Source organism: Cupriavidus sp. GW822-FHT03E04, assembly GCF_058801495.1.
The window spans coordinates 22,987-35,034 of record NZ_JBXANI010000014.1; the positions used below are offsets into that span (position 1 = coordinate 22,987).

The 12,048-nt window shown below is 64.3% G+C and carries 11 protein-coding genes, 1 pseudogene and 1 riboswitch; of the genes and pseudogenes, 2 read left to right on the plus strand and 10 right to left on the minus strand.

Translation table 11 applies throughout. From position 1 onward, the window contains the following. Positions 1-98 precede the first annotated feature (98 nt). Positions 99-731, minus strand: a complete 633-nt coding sequence (locus AC1RQC_RS21010) for a LysE family translocator (RefSeq protein WP_492373734.1) — start codon at positions 729-731, stop codon at positions 99-101. A 20-nt stretch (positions 732-751) separates the two neighbouring features. Next, a riboswitch (ZMP/ZTP riboswitch) is annotated at positions 752-835 on the minus strand. 129 nt (positions 836-964) lie between these two features. Beyond that, a complete protein-coding gene (locus tag AC1RQC_RS21015; RefSeq protein ID WP_492884665.1) occupies positions 965-1,918 on the minus strand; it encodes a LysR family transcriptional regulator in 954 nt (317 codons plus the stop codon). A 320-nt stretch (positions 1,919-2,238) separates the two neighbouring features. On the opposite strand from AC1RQC_RS21015, the gene AC1RQC_RS21020 reads away from it, so the two are divergent. Continuing rightward, positions 2,239-2,634 carry a nuclear transport factor 2 family protein gene (locus tag AC1RQC_RS21020; protein WP_492373733.1) on the plus strand — a complete coding sequence of 132 codons (396 nt, stop codon included), beginning with the start codon at positions 2,239-2,241 and terminating at the stop codon, positions 2,632-2,634. A gap of 45 nt (positions 2,635-2,679) precedes the next feature. Here AC1RQC_RS21020 and AC1RQC_RS21025 read toward each other — a convergent pair whose 3' ends face one another. After that, positions 2,680-3,177, minus strand: a complete 498-nt coding sequence (locus AC1RQC_RS21025; protein ID WP_492373732.1) for a VOC family protein — start codon at positions 3,175-3,177, stop codon at positions 2,680-2,682. Between the two features lie 64 nt (positions 3,178-3,241). Then, the gene (locus tag AC1RQC_RS21030) at positions 3,242-4,126 is read right to left on the minus strand and encodes a LysR family transcriptional regulator (protein ID WP_492810031.1); all 885 of its coding nucleotides are present in this window, start codon (positions 4,124-4,126) and stop codon (positions 3,242-3,244) included. 151 nt (positions 4,127-4,277) lie between these two features. On the opposite strand from AC1RQC_RS21030, the gene AC1RQC_RS21035 reads away from it, so the two are divergent. Then, on the plus strand, positions 4,278-5,309 hold the full coding sequence (locus AC1RQC_RS21035) for an NAD(P)H-quinone oxidoreductase (protein WP_492373730.1): 1,032 nt from the start codon (positions 4,278-4,280) through the stop codon (positions 5,307-5,309). Positions 5,310-5,458: 149 nt separating this feature from the next. On the opposite strand, the gene AC1RQC_RS21040 is transcribed toward AC1RQC_RS21035, so the two are convergent. From AC1RQC_RS21040 to AC1RQC_RS21065, 6 genes and pseudogenes are all read right to left on the minus strand, one after another. Further along, positions 5,459-5,692: an aldo/keto reductase gene (locus AC1RQC_RS21040; protein ID WP_492810330.1), complete on the minus strand. Its 234-nt coding sequence runs from the start codon at positions 5,690-5,692 to the stop codon at positions 5,459-5,461. Beyond that, positions 5,667-5,984: pseudogene (locus AC1RQC_RS21045) on the minus strand (aldo/keto reductase); the annotation flags it as partial. The pseudogene AC1RQC_RS21045 and the gene AC1RQC_RS21040, both read right to left, overlap by 26 nt. A gap of 66 nt (positions 5,985-6,050) precedes the next feature. Next, positions 6,051-7,463, minus strand: coding sequence for an MATE family efflux transporter (locus AC1RQC_RS21050; protein ID WP_492884454.1), 1,413 nt, complete (start codon positions 7,461-7,463; stop codon positions 6,051-6,053). A 150-nt stretch (positions 7,464-7,613) separates the two neighbouring features. Continuing rightward, positions 7,614-9,578 carry a sigma-54-dependent Fis family transcriptional regulator gene (locus AC1RQC_RS21055; RefSeq protein ID WP_492884456.1) on the minus strand — a complete coding sequence of 655 codons (1,965 nt, stop codon included), beginning with the start codon at positions 9,576-9,578 and terminating at the stop codon, positions 7,614-7,616. 125 nt (positions 9,579-9,703) lie between these two features. Beyond that, positions 9,704-11,278: a GMC family oxidoreductase gene (locus tag AC1RQC_RS21060; RefSeq protein WP_492884458.1), complete on the minus strand. Its 1,575-nt coding sequence runs from the start codon at positions 11,276-11,278 to the stop codon at positions 9,704-9,706. A gap of 79 nt (positions 11,279-11,357) precedes the next feature. Beyond that, positions 11,358-11,942 (minus strand): gluconate 2-dehydrogenase subunit 3 family protein, encoded by a 585-nt coding sequence (locus AC1RQC_RS21065; protein WP_492884460.1) that lies wholly within the window; start codon positions 11,940-11,942, stop codon positions 11,358-11,360. Between the last annotated feature and the right edge of the window lie 106 nt (positions 11,943-12,048).

The window sequence follows — 12,048 nt, forward strand, 5'->3', positions numbered from 1 at the left end:
TCGACGCTCGGGGCACCTTCCTGCAGGTTCACGATGGCCTGCTCAGGGCCACGGACGTTGGCCGCCGGCTGATGCGCCGGCGTATTGGCAAGGTGTTGCTATTTCTTGGATTCGTATGCCATCCGCACCGCCAGACCTGTCAGAACGCTTCCCATCAGCCAGCGCTGCACCAATAGCCACTGCGGGCGTCCTGACAGGAAGGTAGATATCGATCCGGCCGTCACGATGATCAGTGCATTCACAGCGAGGCTGATCGAAATCTGAACGCCGCCGAGCGCCAGCGACTGGGTAAGAACGCTGCCGTGTCCTTCCGTAATAAATTGGGGAAGCAGAGACAGATACATGACGGCGATTTTTGGATTCGCCAGGTTGGTGATAAACCCCATGCTGAAGAGCTTCCTTGGGGTATCGACCGGCAGGTCGCGCACTGCAAATGCGGACCGTCCGCCCGGTTTGACCGCTTGCCAGGCAAGATATAGAAGGTACAAAGCGCCGCCAAAGCGAAGCGTATCGTAGGCGTAAGGTACCGCAAATACGAAGGCCGTAATTCCGAATGCCGCGCAGAGCATGTAGAACACAAAGCCCAGAGCAACGCCGCCCAATGAAATGAGGCCTGCGCGTCTACCTTGGCAAATTGAGCGGGAAATTAGATAAATCATGTTCGGCCCCGGCGTTAAAACCATTCCCAACGCCACAAGAGCAAACATGAGCAACTGTGCAAAATCAGGCATAACCCATCTCCAAGGATAGTAGGTAATGCCCAGGCGCGCGGCGGCTAGCAACCTCACGCTCCCCGATAGTGCCCTATCTGTATGCGCCAGTCACATGAGTGCAGAAATCATAGCACAGGAGAAAATACTTTAGGCTCGGAGGCGCCGTGGTCTTGCGCTGACAGACAACCAGCCAACCTGGGACGATCACTGGCGTCCGTCGGACTGAGATCGGCCATCGAAGAAAGAGGAAATTACCTTCTGCGGTGCCCGGATGATTCCCCATCCATAGACGTCTCTGCGCTCCACTGCGCCGCGGTGAGTCTGGAGATGAAGAAATCGGCCAACGCACTCACCTTCGCGGGCCGCGCGCGGGCAGTGGGCGTGACGAAATACAAACCACCTTCAGGCAAGCGCCAATCGGTCAAAACGGGCTCGAGCTGTTTGTCCCGGAAATACTGCGTCGCGACAAACTCAGGAAGCTCGGTGATGGCAAGTCCAGCGAGGACCGTGGGCAGCAATGCCTCCACGCTCGTTCCTCGCAACGCTCCGGTTGGTGTGACGGTGCATTCCTCGCCACTTTCATGGGTAAATCGCCAGACGTCGCGCTTACTCCTGTTGGTGTAGGTAAGGCACTGGTGGGCGCCAAGGTCTTGCGGGTGCTGAGGATGGTCATGGTGAGACAGATAGGCTGGAGATGCCACGACAAATCGCCGCACAGGTGCAATGAGACGTGCGACGAGTGACGAGTCTTCCATGATGGCGATGCGCAGGGCGGCGTCAAAGCCATCGCCAATCAGATCAGTCTGTGCGTCCGTGAGATGAAGTTCGACGGAAATATCCGGATAGGTCCGAAAGAACTCGGGCAACAGCGGAGCCACCCAGCGAGCACCAAAGGAGAGCGGCGCCGCGAGCTTTACGAGACCACGTGGCCGGCTTGACGTCTCACGTGCGAAATCCTCCGCTTCCTCAGCCTCCGCGTAGATTCTCGCCGCTCGCTCGGCAAGCGTGTGGCCATAGTCCGTGAGTGCAAGTCGTCGGGAGGTGCGGTTGAACAGTCGACCTCCCAGCCGTTCTTCAAGACGGGTAACGGCCCTGGAGACCGTGGCGACCGAGACCCCCATGGCAGTTGCCGCCGCAGCGAACGAGCCTTCTTCGGCAACTTTCGCGAACATCGCGAGCCCTTCGAAATCCGGTAGTTTTGACATCGACAATCCTGCAACGATGGTTTTCATTCATTTCTATTTCGAAAATTAGCATGACGTCATAGATTTGTCTCGTCGCACCACTCGTCGCACTTACTCGTCGCACCACGCCACCCAGGAGATAGATCATGGTACGCAGACTCGAAGGACAGTTAGCCGTCATCACCGCCGTCACGAAGACCTTGGCCCTCGCTCAGTAGCGCGGCACCACATCCCGCATCTTCCTGAAGCAGCTGCTACAGGAAATGGACATGCAAGAGACTTAAGAGATTTCCACCCCATGCGACCGCAAAGGTCCACAGTCATCGATTAAGGAGTGTGTTATGAATGACCGTACCCATGAACTGCTTGATCGCAACCTCCAGGAGGTCTTCGGCGAAGGCGACGCAGCGCGTCGTCGCGCGGCGATCGAGGCGCTCTATACCGAGGACTGCGTGCTCTACGTGCCTACGGGTGTATTCGTTGGGCACGACGCTCTCGACAAATTCGCGGGGGATCTTCGCGCGACGCACCCGCACTATGCTTACACACCGCACGGTAAGCCTCAGGCTCTCCACAACGCCGGTCGTCTGGCTTGGGGTTCTGGCCCGCGCGGCGAAGCCCCCGACTACACGGGCTGGGATGTGATCCTCGTTCGTGACGAGAAAATCGCGGCGCTCTATGTCTTCCTCGATTCCGTTCCCAACGTGCCGGCACTTCCGGAGGTAACCGTGCCATGATCGCTTTCGCGTCGCCCACAAGGGCGACGCCGGGGACACGCTCCGTCAACTTGCGGATAGGTTTTGGCCCAGCCGTGCCGCTTCTATCGCGGCGATATTGATCTTTCTCATGGTCATCATCGCGTCAAACGCGCGCCTGGCCGCAGCGGGATCGGGGTCGGATATTGCCGCGGTGAGGGCGCGCGGGGTGATCTGCCATGACAGGCCCCATCGGTCCTTGCACCAGCCGCATGCGCTTTCCTGGCCGCCGTTGCCGATGATCGCGTTCCACAAGCGGTCGGTTTCGGCCTGGTCGTCCGTCGCGATCTGAAAAGAGAATGCCTCGTTGTGCTTGAAATACGGGCCGCCGTTCAGCCCAAGGCAGGGGATGCCGGCGACGGTGAACTCAACCGTCAGGACATCGCCCTGCTTGCCGCCAGGATAGTCGCCCGGTGCGCGGTGGACGGCGCCGACAGCGCTGTCGGGGAACGTCTGCGCATAGAAGTTTGCGGCGTCAACGGCGCCACCTTCGTACCACAGACAGATCGTGTTCTTGCTGGTCATTTCGCATCTCCTGACAAGTTGGCCACCTGCATCCGCGCAGCAGTCGCAGCTACGTCGTGCGTGACTATTTTGTGGGGGTTGTGTGATCTTCGAACGCGGCGACGATGCCGTCAATCATTGCTGTGATGCGCGCGGTATGCCGAAGGTCTTGATGCGTGACGAGCCAGATTTCGTAGACCGCCCCACGTGCGGGTTCCGGCCCTATCTGCACGAGGCCGTCGTGTTCAGCCAGATGGATCGGAAGCTCACCGATGCCGAGGCCAGCCTTTACCGCGGTACGCAGCATGAGGCTGGAATTGAAGGTCGATACGATGCGCCCCGCGTGTATCGGTTCGCCAGCAAGCGTCGGTGATCGATTCCCGGTCCAGTTTCCCTGATAGGCAACGAGATCGTGGCCCGCGAAGGCGGAGCCCGCGGCGGGCTTGCCGTGCTGGTCGAGATATGCCTTCGATGCAAAGAGCGCCATGGGCCAGCGAGCCAGGCGCCGCGCGACAAGATCGGGATTATCCGGCCTGACTGAGCGGACCGCGATATCCGCTTCACGCTTTGCCAGACTTAGCATGCGCGTCGACGTGTCCAGCAGGACGCGCACTTCGGGATGCGCAGCATGCAGGCGTTCGATGGCCGGAAGCAGGAATTCGAGCGCAATCAAGTCGGTGCTGGTGACTCTTACGTCCCCCGCAAGCCGTGTATCCGTGCCTTGCGTTCGTCTGACGAGTTCGTGTGCGGCGTGTTCCATTTTTTCCGCCGATCTCAGCGCGGCCTCGCCTGCGGCGGTCAACGCGTAACCGTCAGAGGTGCGCAGGAAGAGCGTTGCACGTAAGGCGTGCTCTAGTGCCGCAATCCGTCTGCCGACCGTCGCCTGATCAAGGTTGAGCGTCCTGGCCGCGCCACGGAGCGTTTTTTCGCGCTCCACCGCGAGAAACACTCGCGCGTCATCCCAGTTCATCGTGCCGCCCTCCTGATGCAAATTTGCATCTGACAACACGAATAATGCTGCACATATTCATCAGCGTCGAGGCCTAGACTAAACGCCAGAGTTCCTCGTTCCATGATCCGCCCGGATCAATCGAGGCTCATCTATACAAGGAGTGCCATCCATGCCTGCTTCAACTTATCGTGTGCCGTCGTCCATGACGGCCATTGAGATCAAACAGCCCGGCGGTCCTGAGGTGCTGGTGCCGACTACGCGCGCGGTGCCGGTGCCGGCCACCGATCAGGTCCTGATCCGCATCCACGCGGCTGCCGTGAACGGTCCAGACGTTTTCCAGCGCAAAGGGCTCTATGATCCGCCCCCCGGCGCTTCGGACATTCCGGGGCTGGAAGTGGCAGGTCAAGTGGTTGCCGTTGGCGCCGACGTGTCCCAATTCCGGATCGGCGAACTGGTGTGTGCATTGATTCCTGGTGGTGGCTACGCAGAATATGCGGTCGCGCACGCCTGCAACACGATGCATATCCCCAAAGGCCTGACGTTGGTGGAGGCGGGGGCCATGCCCGAAACGTTGATGACGGTATGGCTGAACCTGTTCCAGCGCGGCAAGCTGGTTGCCGGCGAATCGGTGTTGATCCATGGCGGCGCGTCAGGTATCGGTACCACGGCGACCATGCTGGCGAAGGCATTCGGCGCTGCGAAAATCATCACGACGGTTGGCTCGCAGGCACATCGCGAGGCCAGCTTGGCGCTAGGCGCAGACCTCGCGATAGATTACCGCGAGGACGATTTCGTCGCCGAGGCGCAGCGGTTTACCGATGGAAGAGGTGTCGACGTGATCCTCGACATCATTGCCGGCGACTACGTGGCTAGAAACTATGACGCCGCAGCCATGGACGGACGGATCCTCCAGGTGGGCGTGATCAAGGGGCCGGCGAAGGATCTCAACGTCTTGCCGATGTTGACGAAACGTCTGACGCATATGGGTTCGACATTGCGATCGCGCACATCCGCGGACAAGGCGGCCATCATCGATGAACTCGAGCGGCAGGTCTGGCCGCACATCGAGAGCGGCAGGATCAAGCCGGTTGTCTACAAGACCTTTGCGCTTGTCGACGCTCGCGGCGCTCACGAGCTGATCGATTCCGGCACACACTTTGGAAAGATTGTCCTTACGACAGGTGCCGATCTCATTGGCTGAAGCCTGGCTTGCCGGTTTCGTGATCGACGTGAAGAAAAAGCAGCACTTCTAAAGGTCACGGACGTCTCACGATCTGCTCGGCGATCGGCCGGAGCCTGTTCGAGAACGCACGGAGGTGGGTCGCGCCACTTGCAAGCGCTAGCGCCTGTTCATCGCAAATCGTCGAAGTCTCCTGGCGCCAGCGTGAGGGCTGCTGCGCGCACGTTTTCCTCGAGGTGATCGATGGATCGAGTGCCGGGGATGGGCAGCATGACAGGCGACTTCGCGAGCAGCCATGCAATAGACAGGGCCGCATGCGTGAGGCCGTGACGCGTGGCGACCTGCTTCCCCTTGAGCGCCCGCAGGCCGCACCGACACGATGGGCGTGATGCTGCGTGCCAGATCGAGCTGCGCGACCGTCACGTTCGAGATGCCGATATGGCGGATCTTTCCTACGCGCTGCAAGTCAGCCAGGGCTCCGACCGACTCGGCAAATGGCACGTTCGGGTCAGGCGCATGGAGTTGATACAAATCGATGCGCTCCAGCCGCAAGCGCTGCAAACTGCCTTCGACCGCGGCCCGCAAATGGTCGGGGCGGCCATCCCGAACCCAGGAGCGGCGATCTGGCCGCACCAAGCCGCCTTTCGTGGCAATGACCAGGTCCGAAGGATAGGGATACAACGCCTGCGAGATCAAAGATCAAACTGCCGGCAGCCACCCCGAGGCGGGATGCCAGGCACCGAAGTCCGGTGATGTTCGACATCACGCCAGGCGGCTGGCCTCGATGCGCGGGAACACCCGCGCCAGCGTGACGCCACGCGCGGCCATGAACAGCAGCAGCGCCGCCCATAAGCCATCGTTGCCGAACGGGCCGGCCAGCGCAAGCGCCGCCACCATGAACGCCGCGAACGACAAGGCCATCGAGTGCATCAGGTCGCGCGTGCTGGTGGCGCCGATAAACACGCCATCAAGCAAGAAGCCCCACACGGAAACCAGCGGCAGGGCAACCGCCCACGGCAGGTAGCGTACCGCCGCGTCGTGGACTGTCCGCTGGTCGGTCAGGCGGGCGATGATCCATTCTCCGGCGCTGGCATACACCAGGGAGAAGCACAGCGCCCCCACCGCGCCCCAGATCATCGTGACCCGGACCGCGCGGCGCAAGGCGTGCCGGTCCCGGGTGCCGATGGCGGCGCCCACCAGTGCCTCGGCCGCATGCGCGAAGCCATCGAGCGCGTACGCCATGAAGGTCTGGAAGTTGAGCAGCAGGGCGTTGGCCGCCAGGATCACGTCGCCTTGCCGGGCGCCCGCATGGGCGAACCAGCCGAAGCTGGCCACCAGGCAGAGCGTGCGGATGAAGATGTCGCGGTTGAGGGCGACCAGCCGCTTCAGTTCGTGCGCGTCGGCGACCACCGCCCAGCGCAGGGGCGGCAAGCCGTGCGGGCGCAGCCGCCAGAGCAGCGCGGCGCCCAGCACGAAGCCGCACGCATCGGCGGTGGAGGTGGCGGCGCCGATCCCCGCGATGCCCCAGTCGAACACATAAACGTAGAGCAGCACCGCGGCAATGTTCACCGCATTGATGAAGAGCTGGATGAGCAGCCCCAGCCGCACGCGCTGGCAGCCCAGCAGGTAGCCCAGCACCACGTAATTGCACAAGGCAAAAGGCGCCGCCCAGATCCGCGCATGGCTGTAGACCCGCGCGTGATGCTGGAGTGTGTCGCTGCCGCCGATCAGGCCCAGCGCGCCGTGGATCAAGGGCATCTGCACGGCCAGCACGCCGAGCCCGATGACGGTGGCCAGCATCAGGGCGCGTGCCAGGGTGGCGCGCAATGCCGCACCGTCCTGGGCGCCGTACGCTTGCGCGACGAGGCCGGTGGTACCCATGCGCAGGAAGCCGAAGCCCCAGAACACAAAGCTGAAGAACAGGCCCCCGGCGGCTACGCCGCCCAGGTAGGCCGGGTCCGGCAGGTGGCCGGCAACGGCGGTATCGACCGCACCCAGGATCGGCTGGGTCAGGTTGGCCAGGATGATCGGGAACGCCAGCGCCAGCACGCGGCGGTGCCAGTGCGAAGCGGGGAGGGCCGGCGGTGCGCTGGAAGCGCTGCCGCTGGCGGGTGACGCGACTGAAGCGGATAAAGCGGATGAAGCGGCTGAGAGGGGACTATCGGCGTCTGGCACGTTGTGCAGCAAGGGCTGGGTGTTTGGGGTCGACCGACATTATGGTCGATCCACTGCCTTGCTGCCTCGCCGGTGAACAGGAACGATGCCGCTCACCCACGCCGTACGTGCCGGGGATCAGGCGTTCACGGTGCTTCCACGGCCGAAGCCTTATTGCTGGTTGGGGGAGACAATGCCGTAGCGCTCCATTTGACGGTAGACCGTGGCGCGCGCGATACCCAGGTCAACGGCAACCTGCGTAATACGCCACTTGTTACGCCGCAGGGCAGCCAGCAAGGCCTCGCGTTCGTTGCCGGGCAGCGGCGCCGCCTCCGGGCGCGCATCCGGCCGGTTTTCCTGCGTGCTATCGAGGATCTCCGGCGGCAGCGCCTCAGTGTCGATCAATCCGTGGTCGCTCATGGCCAGCGCAAAGCGCAGCACATTGCGCAGCTGCCGGACATTGCCCTGCCAGGAATAGGCCCGCAGCAGGGCCAGCGCGGCGGGCGCCAGCACGGCCTGCATATCCAGCTGCCGGCCCTCTTCCTCGGCGATGCGCGCGATCAGGTAGTCCTTGTCGCGCCGCTCGCGCAGCGCCGGCAGGTGCAAGGTGGCTCCACACAGGCGGTAGTAGAGGTCTTCGCGGAAGCACTGCTCGGCGATCAACTGGCGCAGGTCGCGGTGCGAGGCGGCGATGACGCGCAGGTCCACCGGGACGGGTTTCTCCGCGCCCAGCGGCATCACCTCGCGCTCGGACAGCACGCGCAGCAGCCGGCTTTGCAGGTGCAGCGGCATGTCGCCGATCTCGTCGAGGAAGAGGGTGCCGCCGTCCGATTGCGCGATCAGGCCACGCATGCCTTTGCTGCGTGCGCCGGTGAAGGTGCCGGCCGTGTAGCCGAACAGCTCGCTCTCGATCAGCGATTCGGGAATGGCCGCGCAGTTGACCGCGACGAAGGCTTTGCCGCGGCGCTCGCTGGCGGCGTGCAGCGCCTTGGCCAGGACTTCCTTGCCGGTGCCGGTCTCGCCATGCACCAGGATATTGAGCGGCTTGTTGGCAAGGCGCTTGGCCTGCAGGATCAGGCGCTGCATCTGCGGGTCGCCCGCGCCGAGCGCGTCCAGCGCGGCGCTGGCTTGCGCGCTCGGCAGCGCGGGCTGGGCGCCGGGAGAGCAGGGCCGGCCCGGTGCGCCGCGCGGGGCGATCGCGGTGGCGTAGTACAGGCCGTGGTCATGGGTGCGCACGGCGGTGCGCTCGGACGACATGCCGGCGCGCGCGATGCGCCAGAGCTCGCTCATGTCCTCGCGCAAGACTTCGGTCAGCAGGTGGCCGCGCACATCCTGGGGCTTGCCGCCGCAGTGCCCTTCGGCGGCGTCGGCCAGCCGCAGCCTGCGCCGGCCGCCGCTGTTGATGCCCCGGATGACGCCGTCGGCGTCGAAGGCGACCATGATCTCGCTGTCCACGTCCACCAGCGACCAGGTCGAGCCCAGCCGCAGGATCCATTGGTCGCGGAAGTAGCGCAGGAAATTGGCATCCTCGATCATCTGCGCGTACATGGTGGTCATCTGCAGCGCCAGGTGCTGTCCCTCGCGCGGTGCCGGGGCGCTTAGCGCGGAGACGTCGAGCACGCCCAGGAAGCCGCCGGTGGGATCGAACAGCGGTGCGCTGTTGCACGTGAGCGAGATGTGGGACACGTCGAAGTGGTCGGTCTGGTGGCAGGTCACCGGCGCCTGCTCGACGATGCAGGTGCCGACCGCGCAGGTGCCGGCGCGCGGCTCGCTCCAGTCCGCGCCGAGGTAGAGCCCGGCGTGCTTGAGCTCCTGCTCCCAGTGGTCGTTGCCGATGAAGTCCACGGTCACGCCATGGGCGTCGGTGAGCAGCAGCACGCAGTCCAGGGCGGACACACGCTTGTAGAGCTGCTCCATGCCGGTACGCGCCACGCCGAGAAAGTCCTCGATCTGGTCCTTGTGTTCGCGCAGGCGCTGCGCTTCCACGATATAGGCGGGCACCGGCCGGCTCGGGTCGAGGCCATAGTCATTGAAGCAGCGCAGCCAGGAGCGCTCGATGGTGCCGTCGGCCGCGCCGGGCTGCCGCGAAAAGGCAAGCAGGCGCTCGATATGTGCCCGGTGTGCTTGTTGCAGCACGGTTGTCTCCTTGGCCGGTTCATGTGGTGGGCTGGCCGGGGCGATCGGATGCCCGGCGCAGCGCTGGCTCTACGCTAATCGATTTGGCCGCCCCCCGCAACGCGGCGGGCGGCCATCCGGCCGGCTCAGAGTTCGCGCCGTTGCAGCGCGCCGGCAATGTACCCGGCCTGGCGGATCGCCAGCGCCACGATGGTCAGGGTGGGGTTGGACGCCGAGCTGGAGGCGAACTGGCTGCCGTCGGAGACGAACAGGTTGGGGATATCGTGGCTCCGGCCCCAGCGGTTGACCACGCCGTCGCTGGCCTTGGCGCTCATGCGGTTGGTGCCCATGTTGTGGCTGGCGGGATAGGGCGGCATGTCGATCACGCGCGTGGCGCCGACCGCTTCCGACATCTTGCGGAACTGGGCTAGCCCGTGGGCGCGGATGGCGGCGTCGTTGGCGTGGTCGGTCTTGCTCACGATCGGCACCGGCAGGCCGTACTGGTCCTTCTGCGTGGCATGCAGGGTAATGCTGTTGCGTTCCTGCGCCAGATCTTCGCCGCAGACCCAGACGCAGCTCATGTGGTCGTACATTTCCAGCGCCGAGGCGACGTCGCGGCCCCAGCCGCCCGGCTTCATGAACGCGGCGGTGAAGGGCAGGCCAAGCGCCAGCCCTTCCAGGTGATAGCCGCCGAAGAAGCCGCGTTGGGTGTTGAGCCGGGCTTCGTCCGAGACCACCGCCGCCAGCGCGGTGCCGCGGTACATATAGACCGGCTTGCGGTGGATCGCCACGGCCGCCGCGGTGGTGTGGTTGAGGTAGTTGCGGCCAACCTGGCCGGAGGAATTGGCGAGACCCTGCGGGAACTTGCTGCTGGCCGAATTCAGCAGCAGGCGCGGCGACTCGATCGAGTTGCCGGCCACGCAGACGATGCGCGCGCGCTGGAACTGGCGCCGGCCGCGCTCGTCCACGTAGAGCACGCCGGTGACCTTGCCGGCGGCGTCGTGCTCGATCTGCAGCACCATGGATTGCGGCCGCAATTCTGCTTTGCCGGTGGCCACGGCGCGCGGCACCTCGGTGTAGAGCGTGGACCATTTGGCGCCGATCTTGCATCCCTGCATGCAGAAGCCGATCTGCATGCAACCCGGGCGCCCATCGTAGGGCTGCGAGTTGACCGCCATGGGCCGCACGATTTCCTTGTAGCCGATCTTGCGCGCGCCCGCCGCCAGCACCTTGTAGTGGTTGTTCTCGGGCAGGGCCGGCAGGCCGGAGGCGGCGGTGGTGGTCACGCCCATCTTCTTTTCGGCGAGGTCATAGAACGGCGCGAGCTCGTCGTAGGTGATGGGCCAGTCGATCAGGTTGGCGTCCTTCACGGCGCCATAGGTGCTGCGGTTGTGGAAGTCGTGCGGCATGAAGCGCAGCGCCACCCCGGACCAGTGCACCGTGGAGCCGCCCACACCCTTGACGATCCAGGCCGGCAGGTTGGGGTAGGTCTTGGTGTGATGCCAGCCGCCGGCCGAGATGCGCTTGTCCAGCCACGAGATCTTGTTGAACATTTCCCACTCGTCATTCTCGAAATCGGCTTGCGTAAAGTGCTTGCCGGCTTCGAGGATCACGCTGCGTACGCCGCGCTGGGCCAGTTCGTTGGCGAGCGTGCCGCCGCCCGCGCCGGAACCGATGATGACGACCACGCTGTCGTCTTTGAGGTCGAACTTCGTTGCCATGCTTGTCTCCATGCGCCGCTCCGGGGGGATTGCCGTAGCCCGGGCGGCCTCTTGTCGGGGGAATGCCGGTGCCGGCGGCTCAGAGCCAGTCGATATCGTCGAAGCCGCGGTGCAGGTAGCCGCCTTTCTCCCAGGACGAACCCTCGTAGCCCAGGAGGGGCCAGACCGCTTTGTTGTTGTAGAGGCCCGTGACCAGTTCGCCGCGCACTTTCTCGAAGAAGGGCGTGGCCTCGATGGCCTGCAGCAGTGCCACGCGATCGGTCTCCTTGGCGATTTCGCCATAAGGGCGGCCGAAGCGCTCGCGCGCCGAGGCATCCAGCGCGGCAACGCCCTGCTGCAGCAGAGTGCGCGTTGCCTTGTTGCCGGCGGCGGACTTCTCCAGCGGGACGATGGCGTCGACGTAGTAGCGGTCGGACAGTTTGTCGTGGGGAAAGATATCGCGTGACATGGCCACCAGCGTGCGCGCGGTGGCCGGGCCGAGCGCGCGCAAGGAGGCCGTCATGGCTTCGCGCGGCGGCTGGGCCAGCGCCGCCGGTACCACCGCCACGCCGATGGCGGCAAGGCCGCCGCCGCGCAGGAAGCCCCGGCGTGAAACGGTGGGCTGCTTGGGCAGGGTACGCATGGTGGTGCCGGCGCCAAGGCCGGCAGGCTGCGTGGATTTCATGGGTTTTGTCTCCAGTTGTTGTGGGAGCGCGGTGCGGACGTTGTCCGCCCCCCGGCTCGGTGCATGGCATTGCTTGTCGCCGGTCGCCGCCGCCTCCCGCTGCTTT

Excerpts from the sequence above, each read along its gene's own strand:
- AC1RQC_RS21010 (WP_492373734.1), bottom strand. The coding sequence starts at position 731 with ATGCCTGATTTTGCACAGTTGCTCATGTTTGCTCTTGTGGCGTTGGGA.
- AC1RQC_RS21015 (WP_492884665.1), bottom strand. The coding sequence starts at position 1,918 with ATGTCAAAACTACCGGATTTCGAAGGGCTCGCGATGTTCGCGAAAGTT.
- AC1RQC_RS21020 (WP_492373733.1), top strand. The coding sequence starts at position 2,239 with ATGAATGACCGTACCCATGAACTGCTTGATCGCAACCTCCAGGAGGTC.
- AC1RQC_RS21025 (WP_492373732.1), bottom strand. The coding sequence starts at position 3,177 with ATGACCAGCAAGAACACGATCTGTCTGTGGTACGAAGGTGGCGCCGTT.
- AC1RQC_RS21030 (WP_492810031.1), bottom strand. The coding sequence starts at position 4,126 with ATGAACTGGGATGACGCGCGAGTGTTTCTCGCGGTGGAGCGCGAAAAA.
- AC1RQC_RS21035 (WP_492373730.1), top strand. The coding sequence starts at position 4,278 with ATGCCTGCTTCAACTTATCGTGTGCCGTCGTCCATGACGGCCATTGAG.
- AC1RQC_RS21060 (WP_492884458.1), bottom strand. The coding sequence starts at position 11,278 with ATGGCAACGAAGTTCGACCTCAAAGACGACAGCGTGGTCGTCATCATC.
- AC1RQC_RS21065 (WP_492884460.1), bottom strand. The coding sequence starts at position 11,942 with ATGAAATCCACGCAGCCTGCCGGCCTTGGCGCCGGCACCACCATGCGT.